General features: G+C 63.8%; 18 protein-coding genes. 8 read left to right on the top strand and 10 right to left on the bottom strand.

Going from position 1 to position 16,092, the window contains the following annotated elements; genetic code table 11:
* Positions 1 to 160 precede the first annotated feature (160 nt).
* From ACODSO_RS00795 to atzF, 5 genes are read left to right on the top strand one after another with little or no spacing between them, the layout of a single operon-like run.
* Entirely contained in the window at positions 161 to 1,741 is a 1,581-nt protein-coding gene (locus ACODSO_RS00795) for an amino acid permease (RefSeq protein ID WP_489034298.1), read from the top strand.
* A complete protein-coding gene (locus ACODSO_RS00790; RefSeq protein WP_489034296.1) occupies positions 1,738 to 2,532 on the top strand; it encodes an urea amidolyase associated protein UAAP1 in 795 nt (264 codons plus the stop codon). The genes ACODSO_RS00795 and ACODSO_RS00790 overlap by 4 nt, the downstream gene beginning before the upstream one ends.
* A complete protein-coding gene (locus tag ACODSO_RS00785; RefSeq protein WP_489034295.1) occupies positions 2,529 to 3,149 on the top strand; it encodes an urea amidolyase associated protein UAAP2 in 621 nt (206 codons plus the stop codon). Before ACODSO_RS00790 ends, ACODSO_RS00785 begins: the two co-directional genes overlap by 4 nt.
* Positions 3,146 to 5,152, top strand: a complete 2,007-nt coding sequence (locus tag ACODSO_RS00780; RefSeq protein WP_489034294.1) for a 5-oxoprolinase/urea amidolyase family protein — start codon at positions 3,146 to 3,148, stop codon at positions 5,150 to 5,152. The genes ACODSO_RS00785 and ACODSO_RS00780 overlap by 4 nt, the downstream gene beginning before the upstream one ends.
* Complete coding sequence (atzF, locus tag ACODSO_RS00775; protein ID WP_489034292.1) at positions 5,142 to 6,833, top strand: allophanate hydrolase; 1,692 nt, start codon at positions 5,142 to 5,144, stop codon at positions 6,831 to 6,833. The genes ACODSO_RS00780 and atzF overlap by 11 nt, the downstream gene beginning before the upstream one ends.
* Here the strand turns inward: atzF and ACODSO_RS00770 are convergent, their stop codons facing one another.
* The 4 genes from ACODSO_RS00770 to ACODSO_RS00755 form a co-directional block, all read right to left on the bottom strand.
* The gene (locus ACODSO_RS00770) at positions 6,834 to 7,271 is read right to left on the bottom strand and encodes a hypothetical protein (RefSeq protein WP_489034291.1); all 438 of its coding nucleotides are present in this window, start codon (positions 7,269 to 7,271) and stop codon (positions 6,834 to 6,836) included.
* Between the two features lie 56 nt (positions 7,272 to 7,327).
* The gene (locus ACODSO_RS00765) at positions 7,328 to 7,969 is read right to left on the bottom strand and encodes a LysE family translocator (RefSeq protein ID WP_489034289.1); all 642 of its coding nucleotides are present in this window, start codon (positions 7,967 to 7,969) and stop codon (positions 7,328 to 7,330) included.
* A gap of 65 nt (positions 7,970 to 8,034) precedes the next feature.
* Positions 8,035 to 8,625 carry a DUF937 domain-containing protein gene (locus tag ACODSO_RS00760; protein WP_489034287.1) on the bottom strand — a complete coding sequence of 197 codons (591 nt, stop codon included), beginning with the start codon at positions 8,623 to 8,625 and terminating at the stop codon, positions 8,035 to 8,037.
* Between the two features lie 46 nt (positions 8,626 to 8,671).
* Complete coding sequence (locus ACODSO_RS00755) at positions 8,672 to 9,463, bottom strand: SGNH/GDSL hydrolase family protein (protein WP_489034286.1); 792 nt, start codon at positions 9,461 to 9,463, stop codon at positions 8,672 to 8,674.
* A 395-nt stretch (positions 9,464 to 9,858) separates the two neighbouring features.
* On the opposite strand from ACODSO_RS00755, the gene ACODSO_RS00750 reads away from it, so the two are divergent.
* Together ACODSO_RS00750 and ACODSO_RS00745 are read left to right on the top strand one after the other, a co-directional pair.
* Positions 9,859 to 11,499 carry an alpha/beta hydrolase gene (locus ACODSO_RS00750; RefSeq protein ID WP_489034285.1) on the top strand — a complete coding sequence of 547 codons (1,641 nt, stop codon included), beginning with the start codon at positions 9,859 to 9,861 and terminating at the stop codon, positions 11,497 to 11,499.
* Between the two features lie 42 nt (positions 11,500 to 11,541).
* Complete coding sequence (locus ACODSO_RS00745) at positions 11,542 to 11,703, top strand: hypothetical protein (RefSeq protein ID WP_489034284.1); 162 nt, start codon at positions 11,542 to 11,544, stop codon at positions 11,701 to 11,703.
* A 4-nt stretch (positions 11,704 to 11,707) separates the two neighbouring features.
* Here ACODSO_RS00745 and ACODSO_RS00740 read toward each other — a convergent pair whose 3' ends face one another.
* Positions 11,708 to 11,986, bottom strand: a complete 279-nt coding sequence (locus ACODSO_RS00740; protein WP_489034282.1) for a hypothetical protein — start codon at positions 11,984 to 11,986, stop codon at positions 11,708 to 11,710.
* Positions 11,987 to 12,095: 109 nt separating this feature from the next.
* The gene (locus ACODSO_RS00735) at positions 12,096 to 12,320 is read right to left on the bottom strand and encodes a hypothetical protein (protein WP_489034280.1); all 225 of its coding nucleotides are present in this window, start codon (positions 12,318 to 12,320) and stop codon (positions 12,096 to 12,098) included.
* Between the two features lie 14 nt (positions 12,321 to 12,334).
* On the opposite strand from ACODSO_RS00735, the gene ACODSO_RS00730 reads away from it, so the two are divergent.
* Positions 12,335 to 13,297: an NAD(P)/FAD-dependent oxidoreductase gene (locus ACODSO_RS00730; RefSeq protein WP_489034278.1), complete on the top strand. Its 963-nt coding sequence runs from the start codon at positions 12,335 to 12,337 to the stop codon at positions 13,295 to 13,297.
* A 6-nt stretch (positions 13,298 to 13,303) separates the two neighbouring features.
* Here ACODSO_RS00730 and ACODSO_RS00725 read toward each other — a convergent pair whose 3' ends face one another.
* From ACODSO_RS00725 to ACODSO_RS00710, 4 genes are read right to left on the bottom strand one after another with little or no spacing between them, the layout of a single operon-like run.
* The gene (locus ACODSO_RS00725; RefSeq protein ID WP_489034276.1) at positions 13,304 to 14,260 is read right to left on the bottom strand and encodes a hypothetical protein; all 957 of its coding nucleotides are present in this window, start codon (positions 14,258 to 14,260) and stop codon (positions 13,304 to 13,306) included.
* Between the two features lie 18 nt (positions 14,261 to 14,278).
* Positions 14,279 to 14,998 (bottom strand): Clp protease N-terminal domain-containing protein, encoded by a 720-nt coding sequence (locus ACODSO_RS00720; protein WP_489034274.1) that lies wholly within the window; start codon positions 14,996 to 14,998, stop codon positions 14,279 to 14,281.
* A 53-nt stretch (positions 14,999 to 15,051) separates the two neighbouring features.
* Positions 15,052 to 15,585: an FAS1-like dehydratase domain-containing protein gene (locus tag ACODSO_RS00715; protein ID WP_068371045.1), complete on the bottom strand. Its 534-nt coding sequence runs from the start codon at positions 15,583 to 15,585 to the stop codon at positions 15,052 to 15,054.
* 9 nt (positions 15,586 to 15,594) lie between these two features.
* Positions 15,595 to 16,020 (bottom strand): DUF6069 family protein, encoded by a 426-nt coding sequence (locus tag ACODSO_RS00710; protein ID WP_489034273.1) that lies wholly within the window; start codon positions 16,018 to 16,020, stop codon positions 15,595 to 15,597.
* Positions 16,021 to 16,092 lie beyond the last annotated feature (72 nt).

The raw sequence follows: 16,092 nt of genomic DNA, 5'->3' as shown, positions 1-16,092 counted from the left end.
TTGATAGAAATAGAGGAAACACAGTTGTTTCACAGACGCCACTGTTCGATACATGGGCGTCACCCACGGGAACTGTCGACGCGGAAAACTATCGACTGACAGAAACCCCGCACCGGCAGCGCAGACGGGCGGTCACTCTTCTTCCTTCCAGGAGACGCACATGAGCTCGACTACTCTGCCCGCGCCCGAGGGTTCACCGGCACCGGTCTCCACTGACCAGTCGGATCTCGCGGAGCTGGGATACGAACAGCAGCTACACCGTTCGCTCGGCAAGTTCGCATCGTTCGCCGCAGGCTTCTCGTTCGTATCGATCCTCACCACCATCTTCCAGCTCTTCGCTCTCGGATTCAGCTTCGGCGGCCCGGCTTTCTTCTTCACCTGGCCATTGGTGTTCCTCGGCCAGTTCATGGTGGCCCTCAATTTCGCTGAACTTGCTGCGCGATATCCGATTTCGGGAGCCATCTACCAATGGTCACGACGCATGGGCGGTGAGATCGTCGGTTGGTTCGCCGGCTGGTTCATGATCATCGCGCAGATCGTGACCGCCTCGGCCGCAGCAATCGCCCTTCAGGTGGTCCTTCCCAGCATCTGGAGCGGATTTCAGATCGTCGGCGACGATCCGGCACTCACTTCGCCGAGCGGAGCTACCAACGCAGTAATTCTCGGGTCCGTCTTGCTCGTCGCCACGACGACCATCAACTCGATCGGCGTCAACTGGATGTCGCGCATCAACAGCATCGGCGTGACATGCGAGATCGTCGGTGTCATCGCGTTGGTCGCAGTCTTCTTCACGCACGCTCAGCGCGGACCGCAGGTGGTACTCGACACCGGTGCCGCAGGAGCGGAACCCGGATACATCTGGGCATGGATCGTCTCGGGCCTCATGGCTGCCTACGTGATGGTCGGATTCGGTTCTGCCGGTGAACTTGCCGAGGAAACCCACAATCCACGTCGCGTAGCACCTCGCACCATCCGCCTGGCACTGTCTGCATCCGCGCTCGGCGGCGGTCTGATGATCGTCGGCGCACTCATGGCGGCCCCGTCACTGACCGACGGAAACCTTGCGACGCTCGGCCTCCCGTACGTGATCGATTCGATCCTCACCTCACCGTGGGGGACGGTGCTTCTGATCGATGTCGCGATCGCAGTCTTCATCTGCACGTTGGCCATTCAGACCGCAGCTTCGAGACTGATGTTCTCGATGGCTCGCGACGGACGACTTCCCGCATCGCGGGTGCTGTCCAAGATCAACTCGAAGACCGGAACACCCATCGCCCCTTCAGTTCTCATCGGGCTCGCCTGTATCGCCGTGTTAGTCGTCAACGTCGGGAACGCAGCACTGTTCACGACTCTCACCAGCGTGTGCATCGTGCTGATCTACCTCGCCTACATGATGGTGACGGTTCCCCTTCTGTTCCAACGATTGAAGGGTTGGCCGCACGGGGGAGTCCAGGTGGACGCCGAAGGCAAGAAGCTCTTCACCCTCGGTTGGCTCGGCATCCCCGTCAACGTCGCGGCCGTCCTCTACGGCGGTCTGATGGTGATCAACCTGTCCTGGCCCCGTGCCGAGATCTTCGATCCCACCGGCGAATACCCGATCCTGCTGTGGGCTGCACCGTTGACGATCCTCGCCGTGACCGTCGTAGGAATCGCGTGCTTCCCCCGCGGAAAGACCCACCCTCGGCCGGCATCCGCTCATCCGCATGCCCCTTCGTCACGACAAGAAAGCACCAACGCATGAGCACCGCAACCACACACGCAGCCAAGGAACACGCCCGGTCCCAGGCCATCACCGTCGACGGACCCACCCCTCCCGCCGGCGTCGATCGTCTCCTTTTCGCCGACACCGTTCCCGGCGGCCGCTACACCACCATGGTCCTGTCCCGAGGAACCAGGCTGCGGTTACGCGACGTCGACGGCAGCGCCTGCGCGAACATCCTGCTCTACCGCGCCGAGGCCCCCTGGGAGCGCCTGAACGCCGCCGACACCGTCAAGGTGCCGTGGCAGGCATACCTCGGCGTCGGACATCCGCTGCTGTCCGATCAGGGTCGGGTGCTCGCCACCGTCGTCGCCGACAGCTCCGGGCACCACGACGCCCTGTGCGGCACCACCTCCGAGAAATCGAACATCGCCAGATACGGAAGCGGCGCACTGCATTCGACATCACCGGCAGGACGGGGACTGTTCACCGTCGCCGCAGCGAAGAACGGACTCGAACCACGGGATCTTCCACCGTCGATCTCGTTCTTCCACGGGGTACGCGTCGAGGCCGACGGCACATTGGTGAGCACCGGCACCGCGGGTGCAGGGACAGAGATCGACCTACTGATCCACCTACCGGTGATCGTGCTGCTCGCCAACACCGCTCACCCGCTCGATCCGTCCCCGACTTTCGACACCACCACTCTCGACGTGCTGGCGTGGGATGCCACCGAGGAGTTGGCGGACCTGCCCAACACCGATCCCGAATACCAACGCGCAGTATGGAACACCGAGTCTGCATGGAATTCCGGCCTGAAAGGCACTCGATGACAACGACACTCGACACGATCATTCTCGATCAGACGGCCGACGCACGCGCACCCTGGTCCACCGTCGTCGCGGCCGGAGACGTTCTGACGATCATCGACCTCCACGGAAACCAGGCTGTCGACACGCTGATGTACTCGGCACACGATCACGCAGTCCGCTATTCCGCCAGCGCGACGATCGCCGCGCAGCGCAACCTGTTCCTCACCACCGGAAGCGTTCTACTGAGCGATGACTCGACGCCGTTGATGACGATCGTCGCCGACGAGGTCGGCAACCACGACACCGTCGGCGGCGCCTGCTCGCAGGAATCGAATACGCTGCGCTACGGCCACCACACCGAACACCAGCACGCATGCGTGGAGAACTTCCTGATCGAAGGCGCCAAGTGGGGACTCGGCAAACGGGACATGGTGTCCAACATCAACTTCTTCATGAACGTCCCGGTGGACGCCGACGGAACTCTCGGCATCGTGGACGGGTTGTCGGCACCGGGTAAGTCCTTGTCGCTGAGGGCCGAGATCGACACCCTCGTCCTGGTGTCGAACTGCCCTCAGATCAACAACCCCTGCAATGGGTTCGACCCCACGCCGGTACGGATGGTCGTGACCCGATCATGAGCGTCACCAAGATGACCGTAGTCCGGCCCGGCATGCTCACCACTATCCAGGACTGGCCTGGCCGCATCGGATACTGGAAGGTGGGTGTGCCGCCGTCGGGGCCGATGGACGACCTGTCGTTTCGCCTCGGAAACGTCGCGCTCGGCAACCCCGAGGGCGCGCCGGGCCTGGAGTCGGCGATGTCGGGGCCGGCACTGACCTTCGACGCCGACACGTACGTGTGCGTCACCGGAGCCGACGCTCGGGTCCGCGTCGACGGCCGGGATGTGCCGCAGTGGCGGCCGGTCATGGTGCCTGCGGGCACTGTGTTGGACGTCGGGCCGACGCATGGCGCCGGACTACGTGTGTACGTGACCATTCAAGGCAGCATCGAGGTCGAGGACTATCTCGGCAGCGCATCGACCTTCACCCTCGGCAAATTCGGCGGGCACCGAGGCGGCACCCTCGGCGACGGGGACATTCTCAGAATCGAGAGCCGCCACGACTCCGAACGCATTCGGTCGATCCCCATGGAGCACCGTCCGGTCCTGCAGGAGAACTGGAACATCGCCGTCACCGAGGGGCCACACGGGGCGCCTGAGTTCTTCACTCGCGCCGACATGGACACCCTCTACTCGACCGACTACGAGGTGCACTTCAACTCCGACCGCACCGGAGTACGTCTCATCGGGCCCAAACCGGAATGGGCGCGAGAGGACGGCGGCGAAGCGGGCCTGCACCCGTCGAACATCCACGACAACGCCTATTCCGTCGGCGCCCTCGACTTCACCGGAGACACACCGATTCTCCTCGGACCCGACGGCCCGAGCCTCGGCGGGTTCGTCTGCCCGGTGACGGTCGTTGCCGCCGAACGCTGGAAGCTCGGACAGCTGAAGCCGGGAGACACCATCCGATTCGTTCCGGTGAAAGCCGCTCACGCCGCTGCGCTCGGCGCGCTGGGGCTGGATCGCCGCGCGTCGTTGCCGGTCGTGTTCTCTTCCGGCGGAGACGGAGACGACGGGGTCATCGCGCGCCGCGACGGTGACACCGCGGTGACCTATCGCCGGTCCGGAGACGACAACGTTCTGGTCGAGTACGGAGACATGAAGCTCGACCTGGCACTGCGCGCCCGCGCACATGCGCTGCACCAGCGGGTGGAAGCGATGAACCCACGTGGCCTGCTCGATCTGACACCCGGCATCAGGTCGCTGCAGGTCAAGGTCGACCCGGATGTCCTGCCCATCACCACGCTGATGGGATTGCTGCACGAAATCGAAGACGACCTTCCCGCAGCATCGGAATTGGTGGTGCCCTCCCGTACCGTCCGCATGCCGCTGTCCTGGGACGATCCCGCCACCCGCGAAGCAATCGCCCGGTACATGCACGGTGTGCGCTCGGATGCGCCGTGGTGCCCGTGGAACATCGAGTTCATTCGTCGGATGAACGGGCTCGACAGCGTCGCAGATGTTTTCGATACCGTGTTCGCAGCGGACTACATGGTTCTCGGTCTCGGCGACGTCTATCTCGGCGCGCCCGTGGCGACGCCACTCGACCCGCGCCATCGGCTCGTGACCACCAAGTACAACCCGGCCCGCACCTGGACGCCGGAGAACGCAGTCGGGATCGGCGGCGCATACCTGTGCATCTACGGTATGGAGGGCCCCGGCGGATACCAATTCGTGGGCCGCACCACGCAGGTGTGGAATCACCAGTATCCCGACCAGAGTGGTTCTTTCGAGCAGGAAAGTCCATGGTTGCTGAGATTCTTCGATCGCATCTCCTGGTACCCCGTATCACCCGAGGAACTGATGGACCTGCGCGCGGACACCGCGGCCGGACGCGGAGGCGGCGTGGAGATCACCGACGGCGCATTCTCTCTCGCCGAGCACGACGAATTTCTCGCCGCGAACAGCGATTCCATCGAGAAGTTCCGTGCCATGCAGTCGGTTGCCTTCGATGCCGAACGTACAGCTTGGTCTGCCGCAGGAGAATTCACCAAGAAGGAGAGACCCGATGCAGCATGAGGTAGCCGAGCGAGTTCGTACGGCTTACAAGCGAATAGCCGAAGTAGACCGGCCCGAGGTCTGGATCACGCTTCGGAGCGAGGACGAGGTACTCGCCGATGCCCACGCGCTGGACACCACACTGCCACTGGCGGGCATGCTCGTCGCGGTCAAGGACAACGTCGATGTTGCGGGACTTCCCACCACCGCGGCCTGCCCGGAGTACGCCTACGTTCCCGAGGTGTCGGCCACGGCTGTCCAGAGATTGGTCGAACACGGTGCACTGATACTCGGTAAGACCAACCTCGATCAATTCGCGACGGGTCTCGTCGGCACCCGTAGTCCGTACGGCGCCGTCCGGTGCGCCTGGGATCCCGAACTCGTCTCGGGTGGTTCGAGTTCCGGATCAGCGGTTGCCGTGGCACTGGGCATCGCGGACATCGGGATAGGGACCGATACTGCCGGTTCGGGTCGGGTCCCGGCGGCGTTCCACGGGCTCGTCGGAGTCAAGACCACACTTGGCGTGGTGCCGTCGACGGGTGTCGTACCGGCCTGTGCGGACTACGACTGCGTGACGGTAGTGGCCGGCGATCTGGACACGGCCACTCTTGCCACCCGAATCATGGCCGGATACGACGACGCCGATCCGCGGAGTCGTACGTGGCCTACCGATGTTCCACTCGCGGCCGGATCGACCCCGCGAGTGGCGATACCTCGGCCCGAGGACCTGGCGGCAATGAGCACGGAGTACCGAGACGCATTCGATCGGACCGTGGCCGGGTTGGCGTCGAAAGGTATCTACAGTGCGCCCGTGGATATTTCGTCGCTCCTGGACGTAGCGACCCTGCTGTACGACGGCGCCATCGTTGCGCAGCGATACTCGGCGGTCGGCGAATTCCTTGCCAGTGATCCTGCTTCGGCGGATCCGACGGTCGCGCAGATCGTTCGAGGCGCCGCAGCCCCGGCGGCGCACCGCTATGTCGACGACCTGTCCACGATCGCGAAGGGCAAACGCCGTGCGTCTGCTCTGCTCGACGGATTCGACGGATTGCTTCTCCCCACGACCACCGAGCACCCGAGTATCGCTGCGGTGCAATCGGATCCACTGGGTATCAATCGACGGCTGGGCACGTTCACCAACTTCTGCAATCTTCTGGACATGGCAGCGGTTGCGGTACCCGGCGCTCCGACCCTCGGCGGCCACCCGTTCGGTGTGACGGTGGTGGTTCCCGCGTTCCACGACCAGGTCGCGATCGATGTGGCAGCCAAGCTGAGCTCCTCCGATGCCCCCGTTCTCGTCGACGAAGGCTTGGACGTGCTGGTCGTGGGTGCACACTTGTCTGGATTCCCGGTGCACCATCAGCTCACCGATCGTGGTGCGCGCGCTCTAGGCGAGGTGATGACCTCCGACGCCTACCGCTTCGTCGACTTGGGGACGACGCCGCCGAAACCCGGACTCGTCCGTCATGGGCCCGGTCTCGGCGCACCCATCGCAGGGGAGCTATACCGGATGTCGGCGGCCGGCCTCGGGACGTTCCTCGCCGGCCTTCCCGTGCCGATGGGCTTGACCAAGATCGAACTTTCCGACGGCAGCTGGGTGACTGGGTTCTGCTGTTCACACGAGGCTGCAGAGGGAGGGTTGGACATCACCGACTTCGGCGGCTGGCGTTCGTACCGGGCTTCGGTGCAGGCAGGCGGATAGCTAGTGGGGCTTGATGCGGTCCATCCACGAACTCGGATCGTTGACGTACCAAGCCGCGGAGTCGCCACCGAATCCCACTCGGAGTAGATCCTGGCCGACGGACTTACCGGCATGCGATCGAACGATGTCCACGAACTCGATTGACACCAAGGGTATTTCGAGTGGTTGCGTCGAACCGATCCGACGAAACCACAGCACGTGCGAGGTGAGGACGAGGGCGCCGTTGCCGCGGACCTGCCGTCCACCCTTGGATGCGATGCCGAAGAAGTTCGCGACCGGGTCGGATCGAACGATGTCCTTCTCGGCGAAGTTCTCCGCAATCATCCGCCCGGACGACAGAGTGACGCGACGCAGCACTGTTCGCGTCACGAGCAGGATCGCCGCAACGAGGGCGACGACGCCGACAACCACGATCAAGACGACAATCGCGACATTCATCGGCTCAGGATAGGGGAGGCGGATCGGTTCGTCCACGCGCACAGGAGAAGCGACGATCACGCAGGAGCCGGGCGGCTTCCGTCGGTCGCGAGCCGAACGGCAAGTAGTCCCAGCACCGTTCCCATCAGGTAGCGCTGCACTCTGATCCAGCTCGGACGCACCGCGAGGAACTGTGCGATCGAGCCTGAACCCAGCACGATCAGAGCATTGATGCTCACCGCAACGGCAATCTGCACCCCACCGAGTACGAGGCCCTGCAGCAGCACCGATCCCGCTGCGGGATCGACGAACTGCGGAATGATCGAGATGTACATGACGGCCATCTTGGGGTTCAGCAGGTTCGTCAGCAGCCCCATCGTGAACAGCCGTCGATTCGAATCCTGCTGCAAGCCAGCGACTTCGAATACCGTCGCGGACCCCCGAATGGCCGAGATCGCCAGCCACATCAGGTAGCACGCGCCGGCGATCTTGATCACGAGATACAGCGTCGGGACGGCAGCGAACAGGGCGGCGAGGCCGAGGTTGGTTGCGATGACGTACACAACCAACCCCAGCGCGACGCCTCCGAGCGACACCAGACCGGCGGCGCGTCCCTGAGAGATGCTGCGTGACACGAGGTACACCATGTTCGGGCCGGGAGTCAGCACCATCGCCAACGCGACCGCGAACACACCGGCAATTGCAGTCGTGGACACCATGCGAACAACACTGGCATCGATACCGATGGTTGTATCGGTCCAGTTCGACGGTCCTGGCTACCCGCCTACTTCTTGCCGCCACCGAGTAGTCCGCCGAGCAGGTCACCGAGACCGCCTGCCGAACCGCCGGACCCACCGCCGAGGATTCCACCCAGGACGCCACCGAGTCCACCCGAGCCGCCGGATCCGCCACCGCCGAGCACGCTGCCCAGTAGATCTCCGAGCCCACCCCCGGAAGACTCGCCTGCTTGGCCGCCCGTGAATCTCTTCGCCAGGTACGCCAACACGATCGGCGCGAGAATGGGAAGGACCTTCGCGACGAGCCCGCTGTCCGCGCCTCCGCTGATGCCGCCGAGCGCGCTGGCTACGTCGGTCTTTTTGTCTCCGAACACATTCGACACGATCTTCGCGCCGTCAGCTTCGTCGACCTGATCGATGTCGATGCCACCGTCCAGCAGTGACGACGAACTGTGCTGCTGCAGAGCATTTTCCAGGGATGCGGCACCCGCAGGGTCCTGCGCGTTGGCCTCGAGCCCGCCGACGAGAGTCGGCAACGCGCGAGTGACGGCAGACCGTGCCGTCTCTTCGTCCACACCGAGCTTGGACGCTATCTGGTCGATCGGAATCTGTGCGAGAAGTTCGTCGAGCGATGCCATGACAAGACCACCTACCGAGTGAGTGTGCGTCCCCCGTTGGGCGCAGTCAGCTCAGAGTAAGGGAATCGGCGACAACCTGGGCGAATGCGGCCATTCCGGCAGCAGTGGGATGCAGCGGCGCGGCCGGGTTGGCGGGGATCACACCTTCGAGGTACCGCTCGTCGGGTGCAGCACACGCGTCGTGGCCGATACTGACCGGCCGCACGTCGACGAATCGTGCGCCGTGGTCTTCGGCTTGTTCGGCCAGGGCGTCGTTCAACCGATCGACGCTCGCCTGAAGGTAGTCGGCGTCGCGGGCCCACACCGGCTGAGTTCCGTAGCAGCCACCGGGCCGTACGTACGTGCCGTACCCGACCACCACGATGTCTGCGTTGGGCGCTCGACCAGCGATGGCGTCGAGGACCTGCCCCCAATTCGGCGCCGCCTCCGCTATCGCGTCGCCGATGACATCGGTTCCGCCCGCAGTCAGCGCGTCGGCACAGGAACTTCCGGACGGTTCCGGCGAGAAGTTGACACATCCGCGTGCCGAGGACACGAGATCGACGTCGTTACCACCGATCGTGATGGTCACCAGATCCGTCTCCTCTGACAACGCGTCGATCTGCAACGGAATCGGCCCGCTGTTGGTCGACTGCACGTCGGTGGCGATGTTCTCCGAGCGCGCACCTGAGCACGACACGTCGACGAAAGATCGCGCCCCGATCAGCCCAGCCAGAACGTGCGGATAGTTCGAATCCGACTGCAGGCACCCAGCCGTTCCCGTCGACTGCGGAATCAGCGGCCCCGAGGCGCCCGAATCACCGAGGGCGACGTAATCGAGAGCGGGTGCGGGCTCCACCGGCTCCACATTCTGCGCGGAACCTGTGGAGCACGAAACAAGTGCCGCCACACACAGGAGACCTACCACCGCGCGGCGCATGCATCCGACGCTACCCGCGCCGAGCACGATTCACAGGTACCCGACAGGGGCAACGCCCTGTCGGTCCCCCCGGACTGCCGGTAGCCTCGACCGGGTTCACCGTGCATACGAAAAAGGGATGACTCATGCTTACCAACTTCATCAATCAGATCCTCGGCGGCGTCGGCAGTATCTCCGCAGGAAGCAGTGGCTTCGAACTGCAGCCGGGAACTCTGCCCTTCGGCCTCTGATCGGTCCGACCGGCATCGAAAGGTGACGGGTACCCGGTCGCCATTCAGCAGGCTCCTGGGGCCCGTCACCTCTAACATATGACGATGCACACGCTGCGACGGTTCTTCGCACGCCTCGAACCCGCGGCGTTGTTCTTCGCAATAGTCTTCTTCGCGTTCTCGATGACGCCGTCCCTGCTGCCCCGAGCGTGGTATCTGCAGGGCGTGGCCACCGGCATCAGCGTCGCAACCGGCTATGGCCTCGGTTGCCTCCTCGTGTGGATCGGACATGCGTGTGGAATACGTCCCAACTGGTCGGGCGCGAGCAAGCGATACGGCTGGTGGGCACTTGCCGGCACCGCCATCGTTGTCATCCCGCTGTTCCTGATTCTCGGCTCGTGGTGGCAGCAGATCGTTCGTAAGCTGGTGGAAGTCGACTACGAGGGCGGCGGCCGCATCCTCTATGTCGCGGTTCTTCTCGTTGCACTAGTGGTGGCCGTTCTACTTCTGTTCATCGCCCGTGGATTGCGTTGGTGCGCCAGAAGCCTTGCCGCACTCTGCACGCGATTCGTACCGGTTCCGATCGCCAAGGGCATCGGGGTCGCGGTCGTCGCCGTTCTCACCCTCTTCCTGCTCAACGGCGCAGTGAACAACGTGCTGATCGCAGCGATCGCAAGCTCCTCCGAGCTGGCCGACAAAGGCAGCCATCCGGGCGTCGAACAGCCGAGTGCACCCGAGAATTCCGGGTCTGAAGAGTCGTACGAGGACTGGGATTCGCTGGGCATGGAGGGGCGCCGCTTCGTCTCATCGGGTCCGACGGCCGAGGAGATCGAGAGCTTCACCGGGACACCCGCATTGACGCCGATACGCGCGTATGTCGGCGCAGCCGACGTGGATTCGATCGACGAAGCTGCAGATCGTGTGGTGGCCGAACTGGAGCGAACCGGCGCTTTCGATCGGGCCGTACTGGCTGTGGCCACGACGACCGGGCGCGGCTGGGTCAACGAATCTGTCGCCGGACCGCTCGAATACATGTACGGCGGCGACACTGCTATCGCGTCGATGCAGTACTCCTTCCTTCCGAGCCCGATAGCCTTTCTGGCCGATCGCGATTCACCTCGCGAGGCCGGACGAGCACTGTTCGAGCGGGTGTACGACGCGGTGCAGGAATTGCCGGAGGACTCCCGTCCGAAGCTCGTGACATTCGGCGAGAGCCTCGGCGCCTACGGCGGGCAGGACGCGTTCGGCGGGGCACGGGACATGGCCGCACGAACAGACGGCGCTCTGTGGGTGGGCAATCCCAACTTCACGAAGCAGTGGTCCGAGATCACCGCCGATCGTGACGCCGGGTCCCGCGAGATACTGCCGGTGGTCGACGACGGGCGCTACGTACGCTTCGCGGGTCGGCCCGACGATCTCGAGATCGGTACACCCTGGGCAGAACCCCGCGTGGTGTATTGGCAGCACGCCTCGGATCCGATCACCTGGTGGTCGCCCAACCTTGTTTTGCATCAACCGGATTGGTTGCGCGAGGAACGCGGTGTCGACGTCGATCCAGGGGTCCGCTGGTTTCCGTTCGTGACGTTCTGGCAGACGACCTTCGACATGGTGTTTTCCACCGACGTGCCGCAGGGTTACGGGCACAATTACGGCGAGGACTCCGTCGAGCTGTGGGCCGAAATCCTCCAACCCGAGGGTTGGACCGATTCCGACACCGAGCGCCTGCGGGATATCGTCGCCCGCTGACGGGCAGCGTTTCGGTTACCCCTGGGCGGGTATGGCCACGTCATGACCGATACACAGCCAGACCCACACACCGAAGACGCCGGCAAGAACCAGGAAGGCGCCGAGGCGGACGTTCAGTCCGACCCTGCTGAAGGGGAGGAGTCCGGAGACTGGGCAGGAGAAGGCGGAGCGACGCACGACGGTCCCGCCACCGACACGGACTGATCGATCAGGTGGTGCCGGTCATCCGCTGTGCGACACCGCTGACAAGCCGCACGTCGCAGGGAGCCACGACTTTGACAGCGGTCGACCGGCGCTCGAACCAATCACCGTCGAGAATGAACTCGACACGCAGGTCACCGAGCCAGTCGATATCGACGACCACGCCCACGGTGCCGATAGGCACGCCGCTGCACAGGGCACGCTTTCCGAGGTGTCGCGATGCGGCTACGACATCACCGAGTCGAAGCGGTCTTTCATTTCGGATGCCGCGTGATGCTGAATTCATGTTCCCCCGCCCGTATCGTGCTTCCCGGTGACCAGTGAACACCGGCTGCGCGCGGCCTTCAAGTCGCCTGCGGTTCGCTGACCAGGAGTTTCCACGGCGCGCAGATTGATCAATACGGCAAATCGGACGCATCGCCGAAGAATGCGTCCAACGACGAACTGATTCCCCGATCATCGAGCCCGTGGGCGTTGTGGTGTTCTTTCGGGGTGCCGTACTTGCGTAGCTCGTGGTGTCCGACGCCGAGCCCGATCACCCGATGCCGAACAGTCACAGCACCGGCGCGAAGGCGCTTTGCTGTTTCAGCAACTTTTCTTGCCGCGTCCGTATCGAGCATCCATAGTGGCTCCTATGACATCGAATCCGCACTACGACGTACTCATCATCGGCGGCGGGGCCGCCGGCCTCTCCGCGGCAGTGACGCTGGCACGTGCCCGGCGTCGTATACTCGTCGTCGACGCCGGAACTCCGCGCAATTTGCCTGCCGCACATGCCCACAACTATCTGGGCGCGGAAGGGATCTCGCCTCTCGAACTAGTGAAGCGAGGACGCACGGAAGCACTCGGGTACGGCGCCGAATTCCGCGATGGATCCGTCGAGTCCGTCACCGGCAGCATCGGCGAGTTCACCGCCCACCTCGCCGACGGTACTTCGATCGACGCCCGACGACTGCTCATCACGACCGGATTGACCGACGAGCTTCCCGATATCCCTGGCGTGGCCGAGCGGTGGGGCCGAGAAGTGCTGCACTGCCCGTTCTGCCACGGCTGGGAAGTTCGCGAAGACAGGGTGGGAATCATCGGCAGCGCGTTCGGCGTGCACCAGGCCTTGATGTGGCGGCAGTGGACGGACCGAGTCGTGTTGTTCGCCCAGGACTTCGAACCGACCGACGAGGAATACGAGAAGCTGGCAGCTCGTGACATCGGCGTCGTCACCGGAACGGTGAGCGAATTGATCGTCGCCGATGACACGCTCGTCGGTGTGAAGCTTGCGTCGGGGACAACCGTCGAGATCGATGCGGTCGTCGTGAAGCCCTACTTCGCTGCCAACGCGTCTCTCCTTCTCGAACTCGGACTCGAGGTCACCGACGTCATGATGGGTGAACACTCGATGGGAAGCGCACTGGCTGCGGATCCGACCGGCGCCACATCCGTCGCCGGCGTCTTCGCGGCAGGCAACGTCGTTGGAATCACCGAGAATTTGATCGGCTCGGCCGCGGCCGGCTCGAAGGTAGGCGGCGCAGTCAACGGCAGTCTCATCGAGGAGGACGTCAGGTTCGCCGTCGACGCGCGGGCCGCCGTCCCGTCTTCGTAGGCTCTGTCAGAGCAGCTCCCGTTGAGGTCGATAAGCGTGAAGCACTCGTAGCGCGCGAAGGGTCACCCACCGACTCGGCGAGCGTGCAGGTGGGTATTCGATGTGGGTACGGCCGGGATACTGGGATGCGGCAACCCATCGGCCATCGCGTCGGCGCCTGCCCTCGACCACGCGCAGAGCGTCCTCCAATCGCGGATCCCACGGGATACGCGCAGCACGCAGAACATCGAGGCCGTGAAGGACGTCGAAATGCCACCGTGCGGGATGATGCAGCCTGGTGAACTCAGCACTGATCGGTTCGTGGTCCGAGCGTCGTTGGTACAGACGGCGCGACAGTAGCGACTCGGTCGCCGCGAGCAGTGCACTCAGCACGTCATCTGAGCGATAGGCGTAGTCCCGGCGCAGATATTCGGCGAGGCCGTCGATGACGCTGGTCGTCGAGTGCACGGATGCGGTGCGTGCGCCGGAACGATTGGATCGACAATTGAATCCGCCATCGGCCATCTGCTGACCGAGAACGAAGTCCACCACACTCTCCAGCGCGGCGGCCTCGGCGCGGAAGTGCGAGGCGTAGCTCAAAAACATCCCGTTGATGCAGACGTCCGATTGCTTCACGCTTCCGGCCGGATTGACACCACCGTCCGCGCCCTTCTCTCGAGTGAGCAGTGCGACCGTTTTCACGCAGGCGGGGTGTGTCGGCATGACTCCAAGGTCGCGAAGTTCGAGCAGCGTGTAGTGGCTGCATGTCCACTTCGGCTGGTAGAAGCCGCGTCCCCAGTGTCCGTCGGGTCCCTGCGCGGACAGGATCCCCGCGGCGTCCCCGTCGAGCGTGACCCGTTGCTCGAGATCGGGGCGCTCGTCGTCCAGAATGTCTCGCCTCGTCTGGTACTGGACGGCCGCATCGCCGGCCAGTAGCCATTGCATCGTGTCGGAGGACTGGGCGAAGACCTCGATCGACGACACAGTCGCGACTCTAACTCCTCACGCCTCGAACTGCGCGAGGGCCGCCACCAGCTCCTTCTCCACGGCCTCCTTCTCCAGGCCGAGTTCGGCGAGTACACCTGTGCCATCCTCGTATTCGAGGAGCGCCAGGAGGATGTGTTCGGTTCCGACGTAGTTGTGCCCGAGCCGAAGCGCTTCGCGGAAGGTCAATTCCATGACCTTCTTCGAACCGGCGTCGTATGGAACGAGCACCGGCGGCTCCGCAACTCGCTCCGGCAACAGCGGCGAGACAGCCTCTCGGATCGAAGTTTCGGTACGCGAGGAGGACAGTAGAAATCTCGCCCCGAGCGACTCCTGCTCCGAGAGCAGCCCGAGCACGATGTGCGCGGGCACGATCTCGGCGTTCTTCGCGGCCTGCGCTTCGTTCAACGACGCTGCGACCACGTTCTTCGCCCGGGGGGTGAACCGACTGAATCCCTGATTGGGGTCCAGATCGGGCTCCGACCCTTTCGGCACGAACCGCTTCTGCGCTGCCTGCTTGGAGACGCCCATGCTGCGTCCGATGTCGGTCCAGGACGCACCGGATCGGCGAGCTTGATCGACGAAGTGTCCGATCAGGTGATCGGCGAGTTCACCGAGATGGTCGGCCGCGACCACCGCGTCGGACAGTTGTTCCAGCTCGCTGTCGTGCACTTTCTTGATGGCGGCGATGAGATCGTCGAGTCGGATGGGAACGGTGACCTGCGTGGGTTCTGTCATTCGTCAACCATAGGTTGACGCACACCGTGCGTCAACCCTGAGTTGACGCAGAACTACGACGCCGGGGCGGTACCGGCCATCATGATCTGTTCGACGATGGTCATGAACTCGTCCGGAGCCCGCACCTCGGTGGATGCGGCGATCGTCGTCGACGCCGTCAGAATCGGCTGATCACGCTGGTCGAAGATCTCGTTCTCCACCACCATCAGATCTGCACCGACGGCCCGACGTGCCGAGACCAGCGTCACCTCACAGCTCAGTCGATCGCCTGCGCAGAGCGGCCGGTGAAATGAGAACCGCTGATCGACCTGCAGGATCTGCGGCATCGAATAGCAACTGAACGCCTCTTCGAACAAGCGGCGCTGCGCTACGAACGCGATCAGCGACATGAACGTGGGAGGGGCAAGCACAGCCGGGTGTCCCAGATCCCGCGCGGCGTCGGTGTCGTGATGTGCCGGGTGGAAATTCTGAACCGCCTTCGCGAACTCGGCTACCTTGGCTTTGCCTACCACATAGACGTCGTCGATCCGATAGCTCTGCCCGACCATTGCGCGAACCTGCCCTGGTACGTCGTCCGCTGCACTCATACCTTCAATTTACGCCGCGCCGCGTCGCATCGACTCCAACCCGACCGGGACGACGACTGCGATGACGACATGCATGAGCGCAAGTGTCACGGTGCTGGCAGCGTCGAAATCGGCGTCGACAGTCATCGCGATCGTCCCCAACGGAGCGAGAACTCCGACAACCTGCGCAATCCTGATCACGCCTATCCACCGAAGCGAGATCAGTGCCGCGAGCCCCATACCGACCACGATCGGGACGACTGTCAGCATCACCACGCCGCCGGGCGCGACTGCCATCGTCGTTCCGCCGTCGGTCAGCTCGAAGGATCCTCCGGCGGCGAGGCCGACGAGCCACAGGACGAGGTTGGCGAGAAGCGACGCACCGACGGAGAACAGCACAGAACGCAGGCGGGTCGAGGCCGGTACGCCCATTTTCGTAGTGGCAGAGATTGTCATGACTAACTCCTGTCTGTGAGGTAACAGAAAAACGAGGTCGACGTTTCGACCTGGCGAATCCGGGAAACTCAT

This window comes from Rhodococcus sp. FG69 (genome assembly GCF_057808915.1).
This window is presented reverse-complemented; position numbering and strand designations above follow the sequence as displayed.

Coding starts and splice junctions, on each gene's coding strand:
- ACODSO_RS00765 (WP_489034289.1), bottom strand. CDS start 7,969: ATGGTGTCCACGACTGCAATTGCCGGTGTGTTCGCGGTCGCGTTGGCG.
- ACODSO_RS00795 (WP_489034298.1), top strand. CDS start 161: ATGAGCTCGACTACTCTGCCCGCGCCCGAGGGTTCACCGGCACCGGTC.
- ACODSO_RS00750 (WP_489034285.1), top strand. CDS start 9,859: ATGCACACGCTGCGACGGTTCTTCGCACGCCTCGAACCCGCGGCGTTG.
- ACODSO_RS00715 (WP_068371045.1), bottom strand. CDS start 15,585: ATGAGTGCAGCGGACGACGTACCAGGGCAGGTTCGCGCAATGGTCGGG.
- ACODSO_RS00745 (WP_489034284.1), top strand. CDS start 11,542: ATGACCGATACACAGCCAGACCCACACACCGAAGACGCCGGCAAGAAC.
- ACODSO_RS00780 (WP_489034294.1), top strand. CDS start 3,146: ATGAGCGTCACCAAGATGACCGTAGTCCGGCCCGGCATGCTCACCACT.
- ACODSO_RS00740 (WP_489034282.1), bottom strand. CDS start 11,986: ATGAATTCAGCATCACGCGGCATCCGAAATGAAAGACCGCTTCGACTC.
- ACODSO_RS00730 (WP_489034278.1), top strand. CDS start 12,335: ATGACATCGAATCCGCACTACGACGTACTCATCATCGGCGGCGGGGCC.
- ACODSO_RS00790 (WP_489034296.1), top strand. CDS start 1,738: ATGAGCACCGCAACCACACACGCAGCCAAGGAACACGCCCGGTCCCAG.
- ACODSO_RS00760 (WP_489034287.1), bottom strand. CDS start 8,625: ATGGCATCGCTCGACGAACTTCTCGCACAGATTCCGATCGACCAGATA.
- ACODSO_RS00770 (WP_489034291.1), bottom strand. CDS start 7,271: ATGAATGTCGCGATTGTCGTCTTGATCGTGGTTGTCGGCGTCGTCGCC.
- ACODSO_RS00735 (WP_489034280.1), bottom strand. CDS start 12,320: ATGCTCGATACGGACGCGGCAAGAAAAGTTGCTGAAACAGCAAAGCGC.
- ACODSO_RS00785 (WP_489034295.1), top strand. CDS start 2,529: ATGACAACGACACTCGACACGATCATTCTCGATCAGACGGCCGACGCA.
- ACODSO_RS00720 (WP_489034274.1), bottom strand. CDS start 14,998: ATGACAGAACCCACGCAGGTCACCGTTCCCATCCGACTCGACGATCTC.
- atzF (WP_489034292.1), top strand. CDS start 5,142: ATGCAGCATGAGGTAGCCGAGCGAGTTCGTACGGCTTACAAGCGAATA.
- ACODSO_RS00710 (WP_489034273.1), bottom strand. CDS start 16,020: ATGACAATCTCTGCCACTACGAAAATGGGCGTACCGGCCTCGACCCGC.